This window comes from Methylobacterium dankookense (assembly GCF_902141855.1).
Taxonomy (GTDB): domain Bacteria; phylum Pseudomonadota; class Alphaproteobacteria; order Rhizobiales; family Beijerinckiaceae; genus Methylobacterium; species Methylobacterium dankookense.
On the sequence record NZ_CABFVH010000016.1, the window covers coordinates 19,848 to 42,583 of the forward strand.

Consider the following 22,736-nt stretch of genomic DNA (forward strand, 5'->3'; position numbering starts at 1 on the left):
CGATGACCCAATCCCACCCGACGAGCGGCGCCGAGCCCGACGTCAACTGCCCGGTCTCCATGGAGCTGCTCGGCTCCGTCTACCGGGCCGACGATTACGACCTGCCCGAGATCCTGGAGTCGATCCCGCCGCTGAAGCGGGCCCAGCTCGCGGCCTATCTCTACGGCAAGAGCCACATGCACCAGCTCGGCCTGAAGGTGGCCCGGGCCTGCAGCCGCGAGGACCTGATCCGGGTCGCCGGCGAGATCGGCTCGGTGATCCACGGGCAGGCGCATCTCAAGCCCGCCAGCCCCGCGCCGGAGGCCGCCGCGATGCCGGCCCCGAAGCCGAAGCCCGGCCAGAAGAAGGTCAGCCTCGCCGGCGCGCCCAAGAAGATCAGCCTCGGCGGCCCGGGCTCCAAGCGCAGCTTCGATTTCGACTGACGGGGCGTGGATCGGCGCGGGGAGGGAGGATCCCGCGCCGGATCCGGTCCGGCGCGGGGGCGTTCGGGAAATCACGGCCTTCGATCAAGGGGAGAGTGCATGTTCGGCTGGTGGACGCTCACGATGGACACGGCGATGCTCGCCCTCGAGAGCCAGCAGGTGATCGGGATGCGGCTCGCCATGCTCGCCACCGGCGGCACCGCCGCGCAGGCGGAGGCGGAGCGCATGGTCACCGAGAAGATCGCGGCGGCGGGCGAGGCCGCCCTGCTGGTGGCCACCGGCGGCACCGCCGCGGGCGTGGTGGCCGGCTACCGGCGCAAGGTGCGGGCGAATGCGCGGCGGCTGTCGCGGGCGTGACCCGGTTTGCGGCGCGAAAACCGCATTAACCCTCGCTTAACCCTACCCTCCCATCGTCCTCCCGGGGACGGTTCCAGGAGGTACGGCATGGAGATCACCGAGCATCAGGTGCGCGAGCGCGCCTACTACATCTGGGAGGGCGAGGGCCGGGTGCATGGCCGCGCCGACAGCCACTGGCTGCGCGCCGAGGCCGAGCTGCGCGTCGCGCCCGAGGCCAAGCCCGCCCGCAAGTCGGCGCCCCGCGCCGCCAAGGTCGAGGCCGTGAAGGCCGAGGCCGCCAAGACCGGGATCACGAAGACCGAGACCAAGGCTGCGAAGCCCGCGGCCAAGACCGCCGAGAAGACCGCCGAGAAGACCGCCGAGAAGACCGCCAAGCCCACGCCGAAGCCGGCCGCCAAGGTGGCCGCCAAGGTGGCCGCCAAGGCCCCGGCGAAGGGCACCGCGAAGGTCGCCGCCGGCCTCGCGGCCAAGGCCGCCCGCACGCCGGCCCCGGCCGCCGCGCTGCACTGAGCGACGATCCCGCGCGGGCCCCATGGCCCGTGCGTGCCGACAGGGCCCGCCCCCGCCCGGGGGCGGGCCTTTCCCGTTCCGGCCCGGAACGGAGCCGAACCTCGGCCGTTGACACGCACATCCTCCGAACCGGGGCCCGCCGGCCCCGCTGGAACAACCCGATGAAGCTCGCCGCCTGCCTCCTCGCCCTGGCCCTGCTGCCGCTGCCCGCGCAGGCCGGCCCGCTCGGTGCCCCGGTGCCGGTGACCGCTGGCGGCCGGGTGCCGTGGAACCCGCCCTGGGCCTACGATTCCGGCAGCGACAACGACCGCCGCCCGGAGCTGCCCTACTACCAGCAGGGCCGCGGCCAGCAGACCGGCGGCCCGGCCCGCAACCTGCTGCCCGATGACGGGCTGCACATCTTCCCGCGCTGACGGAACCGCCCCGATGGCGCTGCACGCGGTCGTCTTCGACATCGACGGCACCCTGCTCGACAGCGTCGACCTGCACGCGGCGGCCTGGGCGGAGGCGTTCGCCCATTTCGGCATCGCGGTCGAGGCGCGGGCGGTGCGCGGCCAGATCGGCAAGGGCGGCGACGAATTGATGCCGGTCTTCGTCCCCGCCGAGCGCCTCGCCCGGCAGGGGGCCGAGATCGAGGCCTACCGCTCCGACCTGTTCAAGCGGGACTATCTGGCCCGGGTGAAGCCGTTTCCCGGGGTGCGGGCGCTGTTCGAGCGGATCCGCGCCGAGGGGCTCACCCCCGCGCTCGCCTCCTCGGGCAAGCGCGACGAGGTGGAGCATTACCAGGAGATCCTCGGGATCGCGGATCTCGTCGCGGTCGCCACCAGCGCGGACGACGCCGACCGCTCGAAGCCGCATCCCGACATCTTCACGGCGGTGCTGGAGAAGCTCGGGAGCCCGCCGCCCGGCACAGTGGTGGCGGTCGGCGACACGCCCTACGATGCCGAGGCCGCCGGCAAGGCGGGGATCGCCACGGTCGGCGTCCTCTGCGGCGGCTTTCCCGAGGCGGATCTCTCGGCCGCCGGCTGCATCGCGATCTACCGCGATCCGCAGGACCTGCTCGACGGCTTCGACGCCTCGCCGCTGGCGAAGTCCCGGATCCCCGGCCCCTGATCCTCCGGGACCGGATGGGTGTGGACGCAATCACACGCCGGCTACCGAATTTCGCGCGAGGGGCTGGCCATCGCCGCGCGAAAGGCGTATCGGGCCGCCCTCAGTTCGGAATCGTTCGAGAGCGAGATACCATGCCCCAGTCGGTCAACGGCGTGCAGGGCCGGTCCGTGCCGGAGAAACCGCTCCACCAGCTCGTCACCGAGGCGGTGCAGAGCCGGGCGACCCCGATCAGCCAGCTCCTGCGGCTGATGTGGCGGCTCGATGCGGAGGGCGGCGCCAACGAGGGCCTGCGGGCCCAGCTGCGCGCCCGCATCGGAGCCCCGCTCCAGGCCTGATCGGCCTCACTCGCGAACGATTCGAGCCGGTGCCGCGCGAGCGGGGCCGGCTTCGTCGCTTCCGGGTCTCAAGCGTCCTCAGGGCAGCAGGACAGACCCGCTCCACACGCATATCGAAGCGCGAAATTGCCCCTCAGCGCCGGCGCCCCTTCGCCCGGCGCATGCAGGCATGATAGATCTGTCGGCCGATCACCTCGAGTTCGAGGCCGCGCGGATTGGGGGCCGAGAACACCTTGGCACGGGCCTCGTTGCGGCAGGCGGCGTCCTGCGGGCTGCGGATCGGCGGCTCCGCCCGCGCCGCGCCGCCCGACAATGCCGCGGCGACCAGGCCGACACAGATGAATCCGCTCCTGCCCATGCCCATGCCGCGGTCGCCCTCCCGGTGCCGCCCCGGATGCGGGGCTTGGCCGTGGAAGATAGGGCGCGCCCGCCCGCGGTGAAGCCGGTGGGCTTCCCGGATGCCCGTGGCGCGTCCATCCTCGCCGGAAACCGCCGGAAGGATCCGCCGATGAACCGTCGCCTGTTCGGCCGCGCCGGCCTGCTCGCGCTCCTCGGCCTCACGGGCGCGCGGGCCGAGGAGCGGGCCGAAGAGAAGGCCGCCCTGCGCCACCGCATCGCGCTCCAGGTCGGCGTCAACGACCCGGCCCTGATGAATCTCGCGCTCGGCCATATCGAGACCCTCGTCGCCCACTATGCCGCTGCGGGGGAGGGGGTCGCGATCGACCTCACCGCCTGCGGGCCGGGCTACCGGATGCTGCGGGCCGACGCTTCGCCGGTGCGGGCGCGCATCGCGGAGATCCGGGCGCGCCATCCCTTCGTCCTGTTCTCCGCCTGCCAGGAGGCGCGGGCGGCGCTCGCCCGCGAAGCGGGGCGAGAGCCCGCCGCCATCCCGCAGGTACCGGAGGCGCGCGACGTGCCAGCGGGCGTGGTCCACCTCACTCAATTGCAGGAACAGGGCTGGAGCTATCTCCGCCCATGATCTCCGCCATGACGTTCATCACGGTGGAAGCCTGTGAAGAACGCGACTCCGCGTTTCCCGAGCCGAAGCAGACGGATAAGAACCGCTGATGCGGTTCACCCTGCGCCAGCTCGAATACTTCATCGCCGCCGGCGAGACGGGCAGCATCACCCTGGCCTCCGAGCGCATCCACATCTCGCAGCCCTCGATCTCCACGGCGATCGCGCATCTGGAGCGGGAGCTCTCGGTGCAGCTCTTCATCCGCCACCACGCCCAGGGGCTCTCCCTGACGCCGACCGGGCGCGAGATCCTGCGCGAGGCCAAGGCCCTCGTGGCCCAGGCCGAGGGGCTCTACACCCTGGCCTCGGAATCCGGCGGGCAGGTGCGGGGCCCGCTCTCGCTCGGCTGCATGGTGACGCTGGCGCCGATGCTGGTGCCGGAGCTCGCCCACGCCTTCACCACGGCCTACCCCGCGACCCGGATCCGCTACGTGGAGGGCGACCAGGAGCAGCTCATCACCGGGCTTCGCCGCTCCGAAACCGAGGTGGCGCTCACCTACGACCTGCAGGTGCCCGACGACATCCACTTCACGCCGCTCGCCGACCTGCCGCCGCACGTGCTGGTGGGGGAAGGGCACCCCTTCGCGAGCCGGCCTGCGGTCGCCGTCGCCGACCTCGTCGGCGAGCCGATGATCCTGCTCGACCTGCCGCTCAGCCGCGAGTACTTCCTCGCCCTGTTCATGGCCGAGGGGCTGCAACCCATGATCGCGGCGCGCTCCGCCCACCAGGAGGTGGTGCGCACCATGGTGGCCAACGGCTACGGCTTCACCCTGTTCAACGTGCGCCCCCGCTCCGATCTCGCCCTCGACGGCAAGCGGCTGGTGCGCGTGCGCCTCGCCGGCAACCACCGCCCGATGCGCATCGGCCTCGCCCGGCTGAAGCAGCTCAACCGCTCGCGCCTCGTCGAGGCCTTCGAGAGCCATTGCCGGGCCTTCATCTCGGACGCCTACATCCCCGGCATGGTCGCCCCCGCCACCGAGAAGCGGGTGAAGCGGGGATGAGGAGTATCTCCTCACGCCATGCAGGCTCAGTGCACGCATCCGGGCACCTTCCCCTCCTCCCCGCAAGGGGGAGGAGAGGGCGTCGCGCTTCGGATCGACTCCGCCGGATCGCCGACCGCGCCCCTATCCTCGCGCCCCTGGAGAGTCCCATGACAGCTCCCACGACCGCCCCGATCCCGATCCTCTTCCTCAACGGCCCGAACGCCAACCTCTACGGGCTCGACCCGAGCGGCACCTACGGCAGCGAGAGCTTCCCCGCGCTCCAGGCCCGCTGCGAGCGGCACGCGGAGTCGATCGGCGTCGCCCTCGACTTCCGGCAGTCGAACCACGAAGGCGTGCTGGTGGACTGGATCCAGGAGGGGCGGGGGACGAAGGCCGGCCTCGTCATCAACGCGGCCGGGCTCACCTATAGCTCCGTGCCGATCCTCGACGCGCTGCTCGCCTTCCCAGGCCCGATCATCGAGACCCACATGAGCAACATCTGGAAGCGCGAGCCCTTCCGCCACCATTCCTACGTGTCGCGGGCGGCCACCGGCGTGATCGCCGGGCTCGGCGGCCTCGGCTACGCGCTCGCCATCACGGCGGTCGCCACATTGGTGCGGGAGGGCGGCAAGTGAGAGAGACCCTGGTCTTCGCGAGCGCGGTCGATCCGATCGAGCCCTGGCGCGCGGCGCTGGAGGCGGAGCTGCCCGACCTCGCCATCCGCACCCCCGAGGAGATCGGGCTGGAGGACGACGTGCGCTACGCCCTGGTCTGGAAGCCGCCCATGGGGTTCTTCGCGCGGCATCCGAGCCTGCAGCTCGTCACCATCCTCGGTGCCGGGGCCGATGCGCTCGCCGGCCGCGACGACCTGCCCGCCGTGCCCGTCACCCGCCTCTCCGATCCCGAGATGGCGCGGATGATGGCGCAGTACGTGCTGTTCGCGGTGCTGCGCTACGCCCGCGACATCCCGGCCTTCGAGGCGGCCCAGCGGGCGGGCCGCTGGCACTACGTCCACCCGCGCGAGGCCCGCGAGATCCGGGTCGGCGTGCTCGGCCTCGGCGAGCTCGGCGGCACGGCGGCCCAGGAGCTGGCGCGCCAGGGCTTCACGGTGTCCGGCTGGTCGCGCACGCCGAAGGACCTGCCCGGCATCGCCTGCCATGCCGGCACGGAGGCGCTGATCCCGTTCCTGCGCGAGACCGAGATCCTGGTGGTGATGCTGCCGCTGACCCCCCAGACCCGGCGCCTGCTCGGGGCGGCCGAGATCGCGGCGCTGCCCGCGGGCGCCAAGCTCGTCAACGTCTCGCGCGGTGCCGTCATCGACGAGCCGGCGCTCGTGGCGGCCCTGGCCTCCGGCCGTCTCGGCGGGGCGACGCTCGACGTGTTCGAGACCGAGCCGCTGCCCGAGGGCCATGCCCTCTGGGGCATGGAGAGCGTGCTCGTCACGCCCCACCTCGCCTCGGTGGCGATCCCGGCCTCCGCCGCCCGGCAGGTGGCCGAGAACATCCGCCGGGTGCGCCGGGGGGAGGCCCCGGAACAGCAGGTGGACCTGGCGCGGGGGTATTGAGGGGCGCACAGACCGGCTCGCGCGGGTTCCCCTCTCCCCGCCGGGCGGGGGCGGAGGCGGAGCCGCAGCGGCGGTGAGGGGGTGATTCCGGACGAGGCTCTGTCGGAATCGCCCCCTCACCGTCGGCTGCCGCCTCGCTTCATGCCCCGGCAAGGGGGCATGAGGCCCTCTCCCCGCAAGCGGGGCGAGGGGAGACGCTCCCCTGCATCAAGAAACCCGATCCAGAGCCCTCCTGAAATCGTATTTTATCGCGTCGCCCGGGCGGTCCAGATTTCGGATCAGACCAGCACGGAGCTTCGAGATGATCCGCACCGGGGACGAGTACCGCGCAGGCCTGCGGGACGGGCGCGAGGTCTGGATCGACGGCGAGCGGGTTCGGGACATCACGCGGCACCCGGCGCTCAAGCCGATCATCGACGTCAAGGCGCGCATGTACGACATGCAGCACGAGGCGGCCTACCAGGACCGGCTCACCTACGTCGAGGACAACCAGCGCAAGCCGATCTTCTACCGCCCGCCCCGCGAGCAGAAGGATTGGCACGACAAGACGAAGGCCATCGACCTCGTCCTGAAGGATATCGGCGGCGTCGTCACCCGCGTCGGCGACGAGACCATCGGCGAGATGTGGTCGCTGATGGACGGGCGCGACGTGCTCGCCGAGATCGACCCGCGCTTTGCCGACAACATCGACCGGCACGTACGCGCGGTGATCGAGACGGACGTGTTCCACGTCTCCGCCAACACCGATCCGAAGGGCGACCGCTCGCGGCCCCCGCAGGAGCAGGACCCGGACATGATGGTCCGCGTCACCCGCGAGACCGATGCCGGCATCATCGTCCGCGGCGCCAAGTACGAGACCGCCTCGGCCTATGCCGACCAAGCCTTCCTGAAGCCCACCGTCGGCGCATGGAGCAGCGAGACGCTGTCCGACTACGCGGTCGGCTGCATCGTGAAGATGGGTGCGCCCGGCGTGAAGCACATCTGCCGCTCAGGCTTCGCCGGCAAGTCGAGCCCCGCCGACTACCCGCTCGCCAACCGCTTCGACGAGGTCGAGGCGCTGGTGGTGTTCGACGACGTGCTGATCCCGTGGGAGGACGTGTTCTTCTACCGGCACACCCGCGCCGCCCAGCACGTGCGCGCGACGCTGCACCGCTACTCCGCCTTTCCTTACGTCCTGCGCCTCCTCTACAACGCCGACATGATGATCGGCGCGGCGATGTGGAACGCCAAGCAGACCGGCCTCGACAAGCTGCAATCGGTCCGGGAGAAGCTCGCGGATCTGGCCTGCTACCGCGAGGGCATCAACGCCCACCTCACCGCCTCGATCGCCATGGCCGAGACGAGCCCCGGCGGGCTGCTGATGCCGCAGCAATCGATGCTCTATGCCGGCCGCGTCTTCGGCTGCTCGCAGCTGCCCGCGATGATGCACATCGCCCGCGAATTGTGCGGCGGCCAGATCTGCATCACCCCCAATGCCGACGCCTTCGCGGCGGAAGGGTCGGGCCAGTGGCTGAACAAGTTCTACAGCCTCAACGACCAGTGGCAGGCCGACGACCGGCGCAAGCTCCTGGCCTTCGCCCGCGACCTCCTGAACTCGGACTATGCCGGCCACCGGCTGACCTTCGTGCAGTTCGCCCAGGCCCCGCACTTCAACCACCTGGCCGCGGTCTACAACAGCTTCGACTTCTCGGGCCCCCTCGACTTCGTGCGCAAATCCGCCGGCCTCTCCGACCGGATCCTCGGCGGCGCGCAGCAATAGGCGTCGCGGCTCCGCGAAGCCGCGGCGGGGAATGGCGCACCGGTTCCGGTGCGCAAGTCGATCGCAGGCCGGGATCCGGCCTGCGATCCGTATTGCGTGAACAGGGCAAGGATATCCATACTGCAAACACCGAACTGATTTCGATTTCTGCACAGCAATTCAAGAAATCGGCACGGAGTTTGCTAGGGCATTGCGGCGAAACACTCGCGAAGGAGTTGACAGCGTGAAGCGCTATCTGGCCCCCATCCTTGCCCTCACGGCCCTGGTCGCGACCGTCGCGCCCGGGCAGGCGGCGGAGAAACTCGTCGTCAGCACCTGGGGCGGCAGCTTCCGCGACCTGATCGACGAGGCCATCGCCACCAAGTTCAAGGCCGAGACCGGCGCCGAGGTCGAGTACATCACCGGCGGCACCATCGACCGGCTGAACAAGGCCAAGCTCGCCAAGGACAATCCGGAGAGCGACGTCACCTTCACCACCGCCCATGTCGGCTGGCTCTACGTCAATGACGGGCTGTTCGAGACCCTCGACCTCGGCAAGGTCCCAAACGCGAAGAATCTCGTCGAGCAGGCTAAGGTCAGCCCCGCCCATATCGGCACCTGGGGCTACGTCTACACGATCGGCTACCGCGAGGACCTGGCGCCGAAGGGCATGACCTTCGGCTCCTGGGCCGATCTCTGGGACCCGAAGCTGAAGAACAGCCTCGCCGCGCCGGATTTCGACCCGAGCCACATCATCGCCGTCTCGGCGATCCTGTCGGGCGCCGATCCCGCCACCTGGGAGAAGGGCCAGGCCAAGCTCGAGGCGCTGAAGCCCAATTTCCGGGCCTTCTACACCAACGACGCCAACAGCCAGCAGCTCATCGCCACCGGCGAGACCCCGGTCCAGGTCGTGCTGACCATGAACGCCTATTACATGAAGGGCCAGGACGTGCCGATCACCGTGGTGATTCCGAAGGAGGGCGGGGTGCTCGGCATCGACACGGTGGCGATCAACAAGGGCTCGAAGAAGGCCGAGCTCGCCTACAAGTTCATCAACATCGCCCTCGACCCCGAGGTGCAGGCCAAGATCGCCCAGCTCAAGAAGGGCAGCCCCACCGTCACCAACGCCAAGGTCGATCCCGAGACCGCGAAGCTCCCGGGCGTGTTCACCACGGCTGAGCAGTGGAAGACGCAGGCCATCAACATCGACCCGAAGCTGAGGGCCGAGAAGACCGCGCTCTGGCGCAAGTGGTTCGCCGAGAACATCATGGCGCGGTGAGGCCGGTTCCTTATTCCCCTCCCCCTTGCGGGGAGGGGCCAGGGGTGGGGGTGGCCCAGAAGGCACCGCCCCGCTCCATCCTGAACCACCCCCACCTCCGGCTCCTCCCCGCAAGGGGGAGGAGAGCCTTCCGGGGAGCCCCATGAGACCCGCGATCCGCCGCCGGCCCTTCCTGCCCCTGTTCGTGACCCCGGCCGTGCTGGTGGCCGCCGCGATCGTCGCCGCCATGGCCGCGATCCTGCGCTACAGCCTGCACGCCTACGTGCCGGGCTCCCTCGACGTCGGCGGGTTCACGCTGGAGAACTTCGCCGACCTGACCCGCCCGATCGTGCTCAGGGCCTTGCGCGACACGGTGCTGATCTGCTTCGAGACGGCGCTCATCACCCTCGTCGTCGGCTATCCCGTCGCCTACGCGCTGGTGCGGACCCGCTCGGTCCTGCTCAAATCCGTCATCCTCGTCACGGCGGTGACGCCGCTCTTCCTCGGCGAGGTGGTGCGGACCTATGCCTGGACGGTGGTTCTGGGCAATACCGGCTTCGTCAACGCGATGCTGCGCCAGGTCGGGCTGATCGAGCGGCCGATCCAGTTCATGTTCACCGAGCTCGGGGTGATCGTCGCCCTCGTCCACGTGACGCTGCCGGTGATGGTGATCATGCTGGCCGCGGCGCTCGCCCATATCGACCGCGACTACGAGCGCGCCGCCCAGAGCCTCGGGGCCGGGCCGGTGCGGGCCTTCCTCACCGTGACGCTGCCGCTCTCCATGCCCGGCGTGGTGGCGGGCTTCACCACCGCCTTCGCCTGGACCTTCAGCGCCTTCGCGACGCCCCAGGTGATCGGCGGCGGCAAGGTCGGCGTGGTCTCGACGCTGGTCTACCAACTCGGCCTGTCCTCCTTCAATTTCCCGGTCGCCGCCTCCTTGAGCCTCGCCGGCCTCGTGCTGGCGCTCGGCACGATGTGGGCGGTGCGCCGGGCCGCGCGGCCCTTCGAGGCGATGGGAGGCCATTGATGCGCCGCGGCCTCCGCACCCGGATCCTCGGGATCTCCGGCACGCTCCTCGTCGCCCTGATCCTGGCCTTCATCGTGCTGCCGGCCTTCGTGGTGACGCTCGCCGCCTTCAACGACCGGGCGATCCTGAGCTTCCCGCCGGCCAAGTACTCCACGCGCTGGTTCACCCGGGCGCTGACCTACCGCGACTTCCAGACGGGGCTGTGGAACAGCCTCGTGGTCACGGCCTGGGCCTCATCCATCGCGCTCGCCGTGGGCACGGGCTTCGCCATCGCGCTGAAGCGCTACGCCTTCCGCCTCAAGGACACGCTGGAGGGCGTACTGCTCTCGCCGCTCATCGTGCCCCACTTCACCATCGGCCTCGGGCTGCTCGTGCTGGCGACCGGGCTCGGCGCGGCGCGGGGCTTCGCGGTCGTGGTGGTCACCCACGTCATCGTGGTGCTGCCCTTCGTGATCCGCAGCGTCTACATCTCGCTGCAGAACATCGACGAGCGGCTGGAGCTCGCCGCCGCGAGCCTCGGCGCGCGGCCGGGCCGGGTGCTCACCACCATCACCCTGCCGCTGCTGGCGCCCGGCCTCGTCAGCGGCTGGCTGTTCGCGGCGATCCTCTCCTTCAACGAGTTCACCGCCTCGCTCTTCGTGACGGGGCAGGCGACCCAGACCCTGCCGGTGGCGATGTACGGCTATGTCCGCGAATTCGCGGACCCGACGCTGGCGGCGGTCTCGGTGATCTACATCGCGGTGACGGCCGCCCTGCTCACCGTCGCCAACACGTTCCTCGGGCTCGGCAAGGTGCTGAATGTTGAGCAAGGCCGTTGACCTCTCCCCGCCGGCGAACCTGCCCGGCACCGCCCCGAGCCCGCGGCCCGCGCCGGCGGTGCGCCTCGACGGGGTCGTGAAGCGCTTCGGCACGGTCACGGCGCTGGAGGAGACCTGGCTGCAGGTGGAGCAGGGCGAGTTCCTGACGCTGCTCGGGCCGTCCGGCTGCGGCAAGACCACCCTGCTCAACCTGATGGCGGGCTTCCTGGAGGCGGATGCCGGCGAGATCTTCATCGGCGGCGACCTCGTCACGGCGACGCCCCCCTACGAGCGCCAGATCGGCATCGTGTTCCAGAACTACGCCCTGTTCCCGCATATGAGCGTCGCCAAGAACGTCGGCTACGGCCTGCGCATGCGCGGGGTGGGGAAGCGCGAGATCGCCGAGCGGGTGGGGCAGGCCCTCGACCTCGTGAAGCTCTCGGGGCTGGCCGACCGCTCACCCCGCCAGCTCTCCGGCGGCCAGCAGCAGCGCGTTGCCCTCGCCCGGGCGCTCGTCATCCGGCCGAAGGTGCTGCTCCTCGACGAGCCCTTCTCGGCCCTCGACAAGAACCTGCGCGGCGCGATGCAGGTGGAGCTGAAGGAGATCCAGCGCCGGCTCGGCGTCACCACCGTCTTCGTCACCCACGACCAGGGCGAGGCGCTCAGCATGTCCGACCGCATCGTGGTGATGTCGGCCGGCCGCATCCGCCAGATCGGCACGCCGGATCAGGTCTACCGCCACCCGCAGGACCGCTTCGTGGCGGGCTTCATCGGCGACGTGAACCGGCTGCCCGCCCGGCTGGAAGCCTGCGCGGGCGAGCGCGCCACCGTGACGATCCGCGACCTGCGCCGGGAGGTCGAGGCCGGCGCCCTGCGCGACTGCGCCCCCGGCGCGGCGGTCGACGTGTTCGTGCGGCCGGACCACCTCACCCTACGCCCCGCGGGCGAGCCCGGAACCCTGCCGGCCAGGGTCGCGGCCCTCGTCTACCAGGGCTCCCATATCGACCTGCACGCAGACCTCGACTTGAGCGCCACGGAGGGCGCGAGCGCGGGCGGGCGCGTGGTGGTGCGGATGCCGGGACAGGGGGCGCTCGCCACCCACGCCCCGGGCACCGAGATCGGCCTCCTCGTGCCCCAGGCCGGCCTCGTCGCCTTCCCGCCGGAGGGGTGATGCGCTCTCGGGTCCCTGCAGCGGCACAACGCAGTCCGCATGGTGCGCGGGGGTCCCTCTCCCGAACGGGAGCGGGGACGCGTCGCGCCCGGGCAGAGCCCGTATCGAGATGGATCGAACCGAGTAGGAAACCATGGAATCCACCCGCCCCTCGTTGCGCCTCACCCATGAGGCGGCGCTGAAGGCCGTCGCGGCCGCCGCCGCCCATGCCGGATCCCTCGGGGTCGGCCAGAACATCGCGGTGGTGGACGAGGGCGGCAACCTCCTCGCCTTCCTGCGCATGGACGGGGCCAAGCTGCTCTCGCGCGAGACCGCGCTCTCGAAGGCGATCAGCGCCGCCTCGCACCGCCAGCCGACCGCGCGGCTCGATCCCGAGCTGGAGCTGAAGCTCGCCATCGCCGCGGGCGGGCGGCTGACCAACCTCGAGGGCGGGTTGCCGATCCTGTTCGGCGGCACCTGCGTCGGCGGCATCGGCGTCGGCTCGGGCACCGGCAAGCAGGACATCGCCTGCGCGCGGGCGGGGCTCGAAGCCATTGGCGCGGACCTGCCGGACGCCTGACGGAGAGACCCCGACATGAAGCTCCTCTACGCACAGACCTCCCCGTATGTCCGCAAGGTCCTGGTGCTCGCCCACGAGACCGGCCAGGCCGATGCCATCGAGCTGGTGCCGGTGGCCGCCGTGCCGACCGAGCGCAACCCGGAGACGATCCCCCACAACCCGCTCGGCAAGGTCCCGACCCTGATCACCGCGGAGGGCGCCGCCCTGTTCGACAGCCGGGTGATCTGCGAATACCTCGACGCGCGCTCCCCCGGCCCGCGCCTGTTCCCCGAGGGCGAGGCCCGCTGGGACGCGCTCGCCCGGCAGGCGCTCGCCGACGGGTTGCTCGATGCGGCGCTGCTCACCCGCTACGAGCGCGCGATGCGGCCGGAGGCCCTGCGCTGGGAGGCCTGGGAGGCCGGCCAGCGCGCCAAGATCGCCGGCGCCCTCGACCGGATCGAGGCGACGCTGCCCGCATTCCGGGACAGGCTCGACATCGGCACGGTGGCGACCGCCTGCGCCCTCGGCTACCTCGATTTCCGCTTCCCCGATCTCGGCTGGCGCGATAACCGGCCCGTCGCGGCGGCGTGGTACGCGGCATTCGGGCAGCGCCCCTCGATGCAGCGCACGGCGCCGCCGCAGGGCTGAGCGGCGCCCTGCGTAGTCGTCCCGGATCACAAGTCCCGCCCCGTGTCTCACCGTCCCCGCCGCCTACCCCAGTTGGGGCATGCGAGAGCGGCCATGATATTGAATACCATCTGGGAAAGGGCCCGCGCCGCAGCGGCGTGGGCAGGATAAGGGTTCGGGATCGTGGCCGGGATGGTATCGAGCTTGCCGTTCCTCAGCGTGGCGGGAATCGCCTCCGGCGTCGCCGTGGCCCTCCACGCGCAGCGGGGCGATGGAACGCGGCGCTACGAGGGTGTCGCCGGGCTGCTGCTGGCCGGTGGCCTGCTCCTGGTCGGCCTCGGGCTGCCGGTCTTCCGGTAGGACGGCACCGATCGGGACATCGCCGGTTCGGCCTCGATCACGATCGAGACATCCGGATTCCGGTGCGCCCTGCGACGCGGTATCCGTTTGAGGATCAAGCGCTTCCGTCGCCCCGAGGGGAACGGCATCCCGGCGCAGGCCACGGAGACCCGGCTGTGAGCACCCTGTCCGCACCCGCGATCCAGATCTGCGCCTTTGCTCTCGGCTGCGCCCTGATCCATGCCGGGCGCCGCCATGCCCGGGCGCTCACCGCCGTGCTCGCCGTCCTGGCGGTGCTGGCCGCGCTGCTGGTCCTCCTCGGCGCCTCGGCGGTCACGGCCCCCGACGCGGACGCGGCCATCATGGACGAGGTCGCCCTCTACGAGGGCATCTGACCGCGCCGCCGCGGATCCTCGCCCCGCCCGGCGTGCTCGACCGGGAGAGCCCATCGCATCGATACAACCTGTCATAGCGGCCGCCACGCCCCGGAATCGGCCCGATCCGGGGTCCGACGGCCCGCATACCCTATCCGGGGGATGCGCGGACTCTACGGGCCCGGTTATCAAAGGTCTCCCAAGACGCGAGATACTGCCCGTCCGGCGATTGCCGGGCGGGCTTTTTGTTGGTCTGCGCGCTATACCCGTTCTGGTTGTTTCCGGATCCGGGGACGCCGAATCGGGGACCGGACCAGCCCTGCGGCGGCTCCACGCGCGCCCTATCTCCCGGCGGACCCTGTCGGAGCCGCAAACCTCTCGCCCGTGATCCGCTGCCTCACCTACAACATCCGCCATGCCCGCGGCCTCGACGGCCGCATCGCGCCCGAGCGCATCGCCGCCGTGGTGGCGGCCTGCGCGCCGGACGTGGTCGCCCTGCAGGAGGTCGATTGCGGGCGGGTGCGCACCGGCGGGCTCGACCAGGCCGCCGAGATCGCCCGCATCCTCGGCATGCGCCACCATTTCCACCCGGCCCTGGAGACGGAGGGCGAACTCTACGGCGACGCGATCCTCACGCGCCTGCCCTCGCGCCTCGTCAAGGCCGGGCCGCTGCCGGGCCATCCGCGCCGGCCCCATCTCGAGGCGCGGGGCGCGCTCTGGGTCGAGGTCGAGGCGGGGGTGCAGCGGCTCCAGGTGATCAACACCCATCTCGGCCTGTCGGGGCACGAGCGGATCGTCCAGGCCGAGGCGCTGCTCGGGCCGGACTGGCTCGGCCACCCGGCCTGCCGGGCGCCGCTGATCCTTCTCGGCGACCTCAACGCCACGCCCTGGTCGCGGGCCTACCGGCGGCTCGCCGCCCGGCTCACCGATGCGCGCCACCTCGCCGACGAGACGGCGGGCGGCGCCACCTTTCCGACCCGCTGGCCGGCGCTCCGCCTCGACCACGTCTTCGTGGGCGCGGGCGTCGGCGTCGCCCGGCTCGCGGTGATCCGCGGCGGCCTCACGGGAATCGCCTCCGACCACCTGCCGCTCCTGGCCGAGATCGAGATCGGCGCCGGGACCGCGGCGGAGCGGGCCACGCGCGAGCCCGCCCTCGACGTGGGCTGATCCCGGGCTTCGAAGGGGATCATCCCCTTCGCGGGGTCCGGGCGGAGCCCGGGAAACGCCGGGGCCCTGCCCCGGCACCCCACCAAAGGGACTTGTCCCTTTGGGATCCCCGGATTTCAGCCCGGGAGGAGGGTCCGTGCGGCCCGGCGCAGGAGGCGGGGGCGGCGCCAGGGGCGCCAGGCGTCGCCCGTCCCGACCGGGTCGCCGATGTGCCAGGCCTCGACCAGGCGGGCGAGCGCCGAGCGGTGCGAGGGCACCACGGTGCAGAGCCGGCGCGGCGGGGCAAGGCCCGGATCGTCGAGCGCCGCGCACAGGCCGCGCTCGGCCGCCACCGCGGCGAAGGCGCCCGCCGGGCAGGCGGCGTGGTGGGCGAGGAGCCGGTCGCGCAGGCGGGTGATGGCGGCGCGGGTGTCCGCGTCCTCCGGGCCTGCCTCCAGCACGAGGTCGCACTCGGTGTCATAGCCGAAGGAGCGGTTGTTGAGGTTGGTCGAGCCGACCCGCAGCACCCGGTCGTCGAAGATCGCGACCTTGGAATGGACGAGGATCGGCAGGCCGCGCTCCGTATGCGGGGCGCGGATGCGGAAGCGGCCGTGGCGGTCCTGGCGTTTGAGCCAGCGGATCAGGCCGCGGCGGGCGCTGTCCATGGTGAGGCGGTCGAAGCCGTTGGGGCTGCACTCGGCCACCACCACCACGATCTCGGGCCCGTCCGGCTCGGCGAGCCGCGCGGCGAGCGCCCGGGCGATCAGGGGCGCGGTGAAGTACTGGTTCTCCAGGTAGATGGTGCGGCGCGCCGCGCGGATCTGCTGGAGATAGAGCGCCTCGCACTCGCGCACCGCAGGCCCGCCCGGCACGGCCGGGATCGTGCGGGCGATCGCGACCGTGGCCGCCGCGAAGTCGGGGGCGATCGCGCCGGGCCACGGGTCCTGGTCGCCGGGGCCGTCCGCCGCCACGGGCTCCAGAGCCTCGCCGGTCGCCGCCCGCCAGCGCTCCCGCGCGAGGTCGCCGAGCGCGCGCGCCGCCGGGCCGTCGACCAGCATCATCACGTCGTGGCGGGGCGGGTAGGGCTCGCCGGAGGGCAGGCGGCGGCGGGTCTCGCGGTCGCGGTGGGCGGGGGTGTCCCAGCGGTTCGCCTCGAAGTCGCTGCCGCCGCAGAAGGCGACCCGGTCGTCCACCACCAGGATCTTCTGATGCTGGCAGGCGCCGTAGGGCAGGGTGGCGTCGACCCGGTAGTCGATCCCGGGGGCGAGGGCCGCGCGGACCCGCTCGGGCGTCATGTCGGACTGCACCGAGAGCGGCCAGGGCATGGTCCAGACCAGCAGGCGGATCGCGAGACCGGGCCGCTCGGCCTTGAGCCGCCCGAGCAGGTCGCCGAGGCTCTCGTCGCCCTCCGCGCCGCCATCTGCACCACCCGGGCAGAGCCGCGTGCGCGGGTCGAAGCTCCAGCCGATCAGCAGGATCGAGCGGCGCGCGGCAAGCAGCGCGGCGCGGGCGGCGGCGAAATAGGCCGCCCCGTCATGCAGCAGGGCGACGCGCTCCGCCCGCTCGCGGCGCCAGACCGGATCGGGGAGGGCGGGGGAGGCCAGGGCGCGGGCCTCGCGCGGATCCACGGCGACGGTCATGTCACAGTCATGTCCCGGCGCAGGCTTCCGTCCGGACGCGGGATTCCCGCGCCTTGAGCTTGGCCCGCACCCGCCGCCGGGTGAGGACGACGAGGCCGAAGGTGGCGGCGAGGCCGAGGCCGAGGGAGAGCCAGTGCACCGGGCCCTCCTGCCCGGCCGCACGGCCGATCACCCCGAGATAGACGCAGAGCACCGTGCCCGGCAGCATGCCGAGCACGGTCGAGAGCAGGAAGGCGCCGGTGCCGACATCGGTGATGCCGAGCGCGTAGTTCTGGGCGTTGAAGGGCACGAAGGGGCTCAGGCGCATCAGCAGGAGCAGGCGCCAGTCGCCGTCGCCGACCGCCTCGGCGGTGGCCTTCCAGCCGGGCCGCCGGTCGATGATCCGGCGCACCCGGTCCTGGAGGAGGGAGCGGGCCGCCAGGAAGGCCGTCAGCGAGCCGAGCGTCGCCGCGGCCAGCACGATCGGCATCGACCACCAGCCGAAGGCGACGGCCCCCGCGATGGTGAGCGGCGTGCACGGGACGACGAGCAGGGTGGCGAGGAGGAAGATCGCCGCGAAGGCGAGGGGCCCGTAGAGGCCGAGCCCCGTGGCCCAGGCCCCGAACCCGCGCAGCCACGCATCGACCGGCAGGAGATACCAGATCGCTACCGTGACCGCGGCGGCGGCGGCCACCACCAGCCCGTCGCGCAAGGCGCCCGCGCGCAGGATGCCCTCGGCCAAAATCCGCCCGCGCATGACCCCTTTGCCCACGCCGATCCTTTCCCGCTCGACCCCTGCTCACAAAGTCTTGAGGCGGCCACAGGTTTCCTCTCGCGCCGCGCGCCAGCGCCGTCCATCGCACGGCGTGACCCGGCATCGGCTAGGGACCGGATCGGCCCGAAGCTTTCGATCGGACCAGAACTGTATCCGTTTGAGACCAGCGCGCGATTTCGGACGGCCGGGGATGCGCTAAAATCAATTTCCGCGGCACGGACCGCGATCCACATCAGACCGGAGGGGACAATGATACGTGCCGGAGCCGCCGCTCTCCTGTTCCTGGCTGCCGCAGCCCTGCGGCCGGACGCCGCCGTCGCGGACCAGCCCCTGAACGAGGCCCAGGCCGCGGCGAATGCGTGGGACGAGGTCTACAATGCCGGCGACATGGACCGCCTGTCCAAGCTCTACGCCGCCGACGCGATCGTCGTGACCAAGGGGCAGCCGCAGAGCGGCACGGGCATCGCGACCTTCTTCTCGGGCCTCAAGGCCAAGGGCTGGGACGACCACAAGGTCACGGTGAAATCGGCCCAGCCGAAGGGCGACCTGCTCATCGCCACCGGCCGCTGGGCGATGTCCGGCCCCGGGGAGGGGGGTGCACGCAAGACCTTCGAGGGCAACTGGGTCAACGTGCTGGAGCGCCGTGACGGCGCGTGGCGCACCGTGCTGCACACCTGGAACTGATCCGGTTTCCGGTCGATCCAAGCGGAAGCCGGATCGGCAGGCCCGCGCGGCGCGTGAGCGACATCGACATCCGCGATCCCGAAGGGATCGCGGATGTCGTATGAGACCCTCGTCCGGGCCGTCCCGATCCGCCTTGTGCGGGAGGAGGGCCCGCTTCGCATCTTCCGAACCAGAGCCGCGGAAATGCTTTCTTGGCCCCCGCGCCGCCTGCGCTAGGGTTGCGCTCACCGCGCCAACCCGGGGACGAATCCCCAGGAGGACCGCATGCTCCAGCCGACGCCGTCCGACCCGGACCTGCGCGCCCGCTTCCTCGGCGGCATGGCGGCGGCCGCCTGCACGGTGAACGTCGTCACCACGGACGGGGCGGCCGGCCGCTTCGGGGTCACCGTCTCGGCCATGGCCTCGGTCTCGGCCGATACCGAGCGGCCGACGCTCCTCGTCTGCGTGCACCGCCAGAGCCGGGCGGCCGAGGCGATCCGCGAGAACGGCGTGTTCTGCGTGAACGTGCTGCGCGACGACCAATCCTACATCTCGGACTGCTTCGCCGGCCGCTACCGCACCCCCGACGGCGACAAGTTCTCCTGCGCGCGCTGGACCACCCAGGTCACCGGCGCGCCGCGGGTGGTCGACCCGCTGGTGGCCTTCGATTGCCGCCTGGTGAGCCAGGTCGAGGTCGGCACCCATTACGTCTTCTTCGGCGCGGTGGCCGACCTCTACCGGGCCGAGCCCGGCTCGCCGCTGATCTACGCCAACCGCGCCTACGGCACGCCGACCCGCCACGCGGACCGCGCCGCCGAGGCGCCCCCGGCCACCGAGGCCCTGCGGGTCGGCGCCTTCCACACCTTCGGGCCGCATCTCCTGCCGGGCCTGCTCGGGCGCCTGTCCGAGGCGGGCCACGCGATCGACCTGAAGCTCCTCGAAGGCGACCAGCGCCGGGTGGTGGAGGGCCTGAAGGCCGGCGAGGTCGACCTCGCCCTGGTCTACGACCTCGACCTCGGCGAGGGGCTCGCCACCGACCCGCTCGACGCGTTGCAGCCCTACGTGCTGCTCGCCGAAGGCCACCCGCTCGCCGCGCGCGCCGCGCTCGCGCTGGAGGACCTCGCGTCCGAGCCGATGATCCTGCTCGATGCGCCGCCGAGCGGGCGCTACTTCCTGTCGCTGTTCGAGGCGGCGGGGCTCGCCCCCACGGTGCGGGTGCGGACCCTCTCCTTCGAGATGGCCCGCGGCCTCGTCGCCCACGGCTTCGGCTACGCGCTCCTCGCGACGCGGCCGGCCTCCGGCCTGTCCTATGACGGGCGCCCGCTGGTGAGCCGCCCCCTCGACCGCGCCGTCGCGCCGAGCCGCCTCGTCCTCGCCCGCCGGGCGGAGGGACGGCTCGGCCCCGCCGCGGAGGCCTTCCGCCGGGCCTGCGCCGCCCGCTTCGCGGACGCGCCCGCCGAGATGCCCGCCCTCGAACCCACGCCCTGAGGCAGACACGACCCGATGACCGTGCACAAGCGCATCCGCCCCTTCAACACCCGCGACACCTATCCCGAGCAGGCCATCGACAACGACCTCTGCCAGACCGTGGTGGCGCGCGGGCAGATGGTGTTCGTGCGCGGCCAGATCGGCCAGGACCTCGACACCGCGGAGAGCGTCGCCATCGGCGACGCGGCCGGGCAGGCCGACAAGGCCATGGCCAACATCGCGATGCTGCTGGAGGAGGCCGGCGCCAAGCTCGAGCACGTCTGCAAGATCACGATCTACCTGATCGATCCGCGCTACCGCGAGCCGGTCTACCGCACGGTCGGGCGCTGGCTGAAGGGCGTGCACCCGGTCTCGACGGGCATCGTGGTCTCGGCGCTCGCCCGGCCGGAATGGCTCGTCGAGATCGATGCCATCGCCGTGATCCCGGATTGAGAGCATGACCTTCTCGATCGTGGCGCGCTGCGCGTCGACCGGCATGTTCGGGGTCGCCGTCTCCTCCTCCTCGCCGGCGGTGGCCGCGCGCTGCGCCCATGCGCGGGCCGGCGTCGGCGCGGTGGCGAGCCAGAACGTCACCGATCCGCGGCTCGGCCGCCGCGCCCTCGACCTGATGGCGCTGGGGGCGAGCGCGGCGGAGGCCGTCGCCGTGCTCCGGCGGACGGGCGGCCCGATGGAGTACCGCCAGGTGCTGGCGGTGGATGCGGGCGGCCTTTCGGCGATCCATTCCGGCCCGAAGGCGCTCGGCATCTGGGCGGAGGCGCGCGCTGAGAACGTCGCCTGCGGCGGCAACCTGCTCGCCGATGCGGGCGTGCCGCAGGTGATGGTGGACGCCTTCCTCGGCTCGAACGGCCATCTCGGCGACCGGCTGATCGCGGCGATGCGGGGGGCGCTCGATGCGGGCGGCGAGGCGGGGCCCGTGCACTCGGCCGGGCTGATGCTGGTGCGCGAGGTCGCCTGGCCGGTGGCGGACCTGCGCGTCGACTGGACGGAATCCTGCCCGATCGCCGCGCTCGCCGAGCTCTGGGCGCTCTACAAGCCCCAGCTCGACGCCTACGTCACCCGCGCCCTCGATCCCGCCGCCGCCCCGAGCTACGGCGTGCCGGGGGATCTGTGACCGCCCCTCACGCCGGATCGATCACCGTGCTCCACAGGCCCGTGTCGGCGGCGTCCTTCAGGGTGACGGTCATGCGGCGCGTCGCGCCCTCGATCGCGACGTGGCCGAAGAACTGGTAGCCCTCCGCCGGCGAGAGGTTCTGGCGCCCGCCCTCGGGCGCCTTGATGTAGCGGAGCTGGGGGCCGAACGTGTCGTCGAGCCGGTTCGGGCCGAAGGTGCCCGCGTGCAGCGGCCCCGAGACGAACTCCCAGAACGGCGCGAAATCCTGGAAGCGGGCCTTGTTCGGGTCGTAGTAATGCGCCGCCGTGTAGTGCACGTCGGCCGTGAACCAGACCGTGTTGCGGATCCCCTCGTCGCGGATGAAGCGCAGCAGGCCGGCGATCTCCAGTTCCCGGCCGAGCGGCGGCCCGTCGCCCTGCGCCACCGCCTCCGAGCCGAAATTCCGGTCGGTGTCGTAGGTGACGACGAGGCCGAGCGGCATGTCGGCGGCGATCGCCTTCCAGGTGGCGCGCGAGGCCTTCAGCTCGCGCTTGAGCCAGGCCACCTGCTGGGGGCCGAGGAACTGCGTGCGCGCGCTCTCCTCCGTCTCGTCGTTGGTCCCGTTCGGCCCGCGATAGCTGCGCATGTCGAGCAGGAACACGTCGAGCAGCGGCCCGTAGGAGATCTTCCGGTAGACGCGGCCCGGCTCGGCCGGCTCGAAGCGCATCGGCATGTATTCGTGGAAGGCGCGCGCTGCGCGGGCAGCGAGCACGAGGCTGTTGCCGGCCTCGTATTTCTTGCGCAGGTGCTCGGGCCGGGTGAGGGGCTCGCCCGGCCACCAGTTGTTGGTGACCTCGTGGTCGTCCCACTGCGCCAGGATCGGAACCGCGCGGTTCATCGCCAGCAGGTTGCGGTCGAGGAGGTTGTACTTGTAGGCGCCGCGGAACTCGGCCAGCGTCTCGGCGGGCCTCGCCTTCTCCTCGGTGACGAGGTTGCGCCAGAGGCTGCCGTCGGGAAGCTTGACCTCGGCCTGGATCGGCCCGTCCGCGTAGATCGTGTCGCCGGAATGCAGGAAGAAGTCCGGCCGGTTGCGCTGGATCGCGGCGTAGATCGTCATGCCGCCGCGGTCTTCGTCGATGCCCCAGCCCTGGCCGACCGTGTCGCCCGACCAGCAGAAGCTGACGTCGCGGGGGCTCGCGGGCGCGCTGCGGAAGCGGCCGACCAGCGGCTCGCCGAGGAGCGCCGGCTCGGCGAGGCTCTGCAGGCGGACCCGGTAGAAGATCTCCTGGTCCGGCGGCAGGCCGGGAAGCGCCGCCTTCACGGTGAGGTCGCTCTCGGGCAGCGCATCGATGAAGACGCCGCCCTTGATGTCCTGGAAGCTCTCGGTGGTCGCCCACTCGATCACCGCGCGGGCCGGGCGGTCGGCTCGGGCCCAGACCATGGCGGAATCCCCCGACACGTCGCCCGATTGCAGGCCGTGGCTGAGGGCCGGCCGGTCGGCGGCGCGGCTGATCCCGGGACGGGCGACGGCCAGGGCGGCTCCGCCCGCGAGGAGACGGCGGCGGGTCAGCAGGGTCATCGGGCGCTCCGCGTCTGTCATACGGCTGGCGGTCGATCCGACCGGGGGCGAGCACCTGTCCCCCTCCCCGCAAGGGGGAGGAGAGGGTGTCTGCCGATTCGAAACGATCGACCGGGACCCGCCCTCCCGACAGAGAGCGCACACGTCTGACAGGGGAATGACGATGTGCCGTTGCGCACATGCGGGAGCGGAAGCCCCCCTGGGCG

General features: G+C 71.8%; 28 protein-coding genes. 24 read left to right on the forward strand and 4 right to left on the reverse strand.

The features are described 5' to 3' along the window. The first annotated feature begins 2 nt into the window (after positions 1 to 2). The 6 genes from MTDSW087_RS13775 (at position 3) to MTDSW087_RS13800 (ending at position 2,737) form a co-directional block, all read left to right on the forward strand. Positions 3 to 422, forward strand: coding sequence for a hypothetical protein (locus tag MTDSW087_RS13775; RefSeq protein ID WP_144764773.1), 420 nt, complete (start codon positions 3 to 5; stop codon positions 420 to 422). A gap of 99 nt (positions 423 to 521) precedes the next feature. Next, positions 522 to 779 carry a hypothetical protein gene (locus MTDSW087_RS13780; protein ID WP_144764775.1) on the forward strand — a complete coding sequence of 86 codons (258 nt, stop codon included), beginning with the start codon at positions 522 to 524 and terminating at the stop codon, positions 777 to 779. 87 nt (positions 780 to 866) lie between these two features. Next, positions 867 to 1,289 carry a DUF2934 domain-containing protein gene (locus MTDSW087_RS13785; RefSeq protein WP_144764776.1) on the forward strand — a complete coding sequence of 141 codons (423 nt, stop codon included), beginning with the start codon at positions 867 to 869 and terminating at the stop codon, positions 1,287 to 1,289. Positions 1,290 to 1,450: 161 nt separating this feature from the next. After that, on the forward strand, positions 1,451 to 1,702 hold the full coding sequence (locus tag MTDSW087_RS13790; protein WP_144764778.1) for a hypothetical protein: 252 nt from the start codon (positions 1,451 to 1,453) through the stop codon (positions 1,700 to 1,702). 13 nt (positions 1,703 to 1,715) lie between these two features. Beyond that, positions 1,716 to 2,402 carry an HAD family hydrolase gene (locus MTDSW087_RS13795; protein ID WP_186383840.1) on the forward strand — a complete coding sequence of 229 codons (687 nt, stop codon included), beginning with the start codon at positions 1,716 to 1,718 and terminating at the stop codon, positions 2,400 to 2,402. 131 nt (positions 2,403 to 2,533) lie between these two features. Then, positions 2,534 to 2,737 carry a hypothetical protein gene (locus MTDSW087_RS13800; protein WP_144764780.1) on the forward strand — a complete coding sequence of 68 codons (204 nt, stop codon included), beginning with the start codon at positions 2,534 to 2,536 and terminating at the stop codon, positions 2,735 to 2,737. A 133-nt stretch (positions 2,738 to 2,870) separates the two neighbouring features. On the opposite strand, the gene MTDSW087_RS13805 is transcribed toward MTDSW087_RS13800, so the two are convergent. After that, on the reverse strand, positions 2,871 to 3,101 hold the full coding sequence (locus MTDSW087_RS13805) for a hypothetical protein (RefSeq protein ID WP_144764782.1): 231 nt from the start codon (positions 3,099 to 3,101) through the stop codon (positions 2,871 to 2,873). Between the two features lie 144 nt (positions 3,102 to 3,245). Here MTDSW087_RS13805 and MTDSW087_RS13810 point away from each other — a divergent pair, with 144 nt between their 5' ends. The 14 genes from MTDSW087_RS13810 (at position 3,246) to MTDSW087_RS13875 (ending at position 15,337) form a co-directional block, all read left to right on the forward strand. Beyond that, positions 3,246 to 3,716 (forward strand): DsrE family protein, encoded by a 471-nt coding sequence (locus MTDSW087_RS13810; RefSeq protein ID WP_144764784.1) that lies wholly within the window; start codon positions 3,246 to 3,248, stop codon positions 3,714 to 3,716. A gap of 88 nt (positions 3,717 to 3,804) precedes the next feature. Next, positions 3,805 to 4,755 (forward strand): LysR family transcriptional regulator, encoded by a 951-nt coding sequence (locus tag MTDSW087_RS13815; RefSeq protein WP_144764786.1) that lies wholly within the window; start codon positions 3,805 to 3,807, stop codon positions 4,753 to 4,755. Between the two features lie 149 nt (positions 4,756 to 4,904). Beyond that, positions 4,905 to 5,372, forward strand: coding sequence for a type II 3-dehydroquinate dehydratase (locus MTDSW087_RS13820; protein WP_144764788.1), 468 nt, complete (start codon positions 4,905 to 4,907; stop codon positions 5,370 to 5,372). Further along, complete coding sequence (locus tag MTDSW087_RS13825; RefSeq protein ID WP_144764790.1) at positions 5,369 to 6,301, forward strand: 2-hydroxyacid dehydrogenase; 933 nt, start codon at positions 5,369 to 5,371, stop codon at positions 6,299 to 6,301. The genes MTDSW087_RS13820 and MTDSW087_RS13825 overlap by 4 nt, the downstream gene beginning before the upstream one ends. A gap of 301 nt (positions 6,302 to 6,602) precedes the next feature. Then, a complete protein-coding gene (locus MTDSW087_RS13830) occupies positions 6,603 to 8,060 on the forward strand; it encodes a 4-hydroxyphenylacetate 3-hydroxylase family protein (protein ID WP_144764792.1) in 1,458 nt (485 codons plus the stop codon). Positions 8,061 to 8,283: 223 nt separating this feature from the next. Continuing rightward, positions 8,284 to 9,318 carry an ABC transporter substrate-binding protein gene (locus MTDSW087_RS13835; protein WP_144764794.1) on the forward strand — a complete coding sequence of 345 codons (1,035 nt, stop codon included), beginning with the start codon at positions 8,284 to 8,286 and terminating at the stop codon, positions 9,316 to 9,318. 142 nt (positions 9,319 to 9,460) lie between these two features. Beyond that, positions 9,461 to 10,324: an ABC transporter permease gene (locus MTDSW087_RS13845; RefSeq protein WP_144764796.1), complete on the forward strand. Its 864-nt coding sequence runs from the start codon at positions 9,461 to 9,463 to the stop codon at positions 10,322 to 10,324. Beyond that, complete coding sequence (locus MTDSW087_RS13850) at positions 10,324 to 11,142, forward strand: ABC transporter permease (RefSeq protein ID WP_142583965.1); 819 nt, start codon at positions 10,324 to 10,326, stop codon at positions 11,140 to 11,142. Before MTDSW087_RS13845 ends, MTDSW087_RS13850 begins: the two co-directional genes overlap by 1 nt. Further along, positions 11,123 to 12,292, forward strand: coding sequence for an ABC transporter ATP-binding protein (locus MTDSW087_RS13855; RefSeq protein WP_144764798.1), 1,170 nt, complete (start codon positions 11,123 to 11,125; stop codon positions 12,290 to 12,292). Before MTDSW087_RS13850 ends, MTDSW087_RS13855 begins: the two co-directional genes overlap by 20 nt. Positions 12,293 to 12,425: 133 nt before the next feature. Beyond that, the gene (locus MTDSW087_RS13860; protein ID WP_144764800.1) at positions 12,426 to 12,851 is read left to right on the forward strand and encodes a GlcG/HbpS family heme-binding protein; all 426 of its coding nucleotides are present in this window, start codon (positions 12,426 to 12,428) and stop codon (positions 12,849 to 12,851) included. A gap of 15 nt (positions 12,852 to 12,866) precedes the next feature. Continuing rightward, positions 12,867 to 13,478: a glutathione S-transferase N-terminal domain-containing protein gene (locus MTDSW087_RS13865; protein WP_144764802.1), complete on the forward strand. Its 612-nt coding sequence runs from the start codon at positions 12,867 to 12,869 to the stop codon at positions 13,476 to 13,478. A gap of 171 nt (positions 13,479 to 13,649) precedes the next feature. After that, positions 13,650 to 13,817 (forward strand): hypothetical protein, encoded by a 168-nt coding sequence (locus MTDSW087_RS30145; RefSeq protein WP_186383841.1) that lies wholly within the window; start codon positions 13,650 to 13,652, stop codon positions 13,815 to 13,817. Between the two features lie 155 nt (positions 13,818 to 13,972). Then, positions 13,973 to 14,191, forward strand: coding sequence for a hypothetical protein (locus MTDSW087_RS13870; protein ID WP_144764804.1), 219 nt, complete (start codon positions 13,973 to 13,975; stop codon positions 14,189 to 14,191). Between the two features lie 363 nt (positions 14,192 to 14,554). Next, positions 14,555 to 15,337 (forward strand): endonuclease/exonuclease/phosphatase family protein, encoded by a 783-nt coding sequence (locus MTDSW087_RS13875; RefSeq protein WP_238179648.1) that lies wholly within the window; start codon positions 14,555 to 14,557, stop codon positions 15,335 to 15,337. A gap of 116 nt (positions 15,338 to 15,453) precedes the next feature. Here the strand turns inward: MTDSW087_RS13875 and MTDSW087_RS13880 are convergent, their stop codons facing one another. Then, a complete protein-coding gene (locus tag MTDSW087_RS13880) occupies positions 15,454 to 16,956 on the reverse strand; it encodes a phospholipase D-like domain-containing protein (RefSeq protein ID WP_144764808.1) in 1,503 nt (500 codons plus the stop codon). Positions 16,957 to 16,963: 7 nt separating this feature from the next. Further along, complete coding sequence (locus MTDSW087_RS13885; protein WP_238179646.1) at positions 16,964 to 17,707, reverse strand: TVP38/TMEM64 family protein; 744 nt, start codon at positions 17,705 to 17,707, stop codon at positions 16,964 to 16,966. Positions 17,708 to 17,959: 252 nt separating this feature from the next. Between MTDSW087_RS13885 and MTDSW087_RS13890 the strand changes: the two genes are divergently transcribed. The 4 genes from MTDSW087_RS13890 (at position 17,960) to MTDSW087_RS13905 (ending at position 20,972) form a co-directional block, all read left to right on the forward strand. Beyond that, positions 17,960 to 18,394: a YybH family protein gene (locus MTDSW087_RS13890; RefSeq protein ID WP_144764810.1), complete on the forward strand. Its 435-nt coding sequence runs from the start codon at positions 17,960 to 17,962 to the stop codon at positions 18,392 to 18,394. Between the two features lie 264 nt (positions 18,395 to 18,658). Beyond that, positions 18,659 to 19,861 carry a LysR substrate-binding domain-containing protein gene (locus tag MTDSW087_RS30150; protein WP_186383842.1) on the forward strand — a complete coding sequence of 401 codons (1,203 nt, stop codon included), beginning with the start codon at positions 18,659 to 18,661 and terminating at the stop codon, positions 19,859 to 19,861. A gap of 15 nt (positions 19,862 to 19,876) precedes the next feature. Next, positions 19,877 to 20,293 carry a RidA family protein gene (locus tag MTDSW087_RS13900; RefSeq protein WP_144764812.1) on the forward strand — a complete coding sequence of 139 codons (417 nt, stop codon included), beginning with the start codon at positions 19,877 to 19,879 and terminating at the stop codon, positions 20,291 to 20,293. Positions 20,294 to 20,297: 4 nt separating this feature from the next. Further along, positions 20,298 to 20,972 (forward strand): DUF1028 domain-containing protein, encoded by a 675-nt coding sequence (locus MTDSW087_RS13905; RefSeq protein ID WP_144764814.1) that lies wholly within the window; start codon positions 20,298 to 20,300, stop codon positions 20,970 to 20,972. Between the two features lie 7 nt (positions 20,973 to 20,979). On the opposite strand, the gene MTDSW087_RS13910 is transcribed toward MTDSW087_RS13905, so the two are convergent. Beyond that, positions 20,980 to 22,530, reverse strand: coding sequence for an alkaline phosphatase D family protein (locus MTDSW087_RS13910; protein WP_186383843.1), 1,551 nt, complete (start codon positions 22,528 to 22,530; stop codon positions 20,980 to 20,982). Positions 22,531 to 22,736 lie beyond the last annotated feature (206 nt).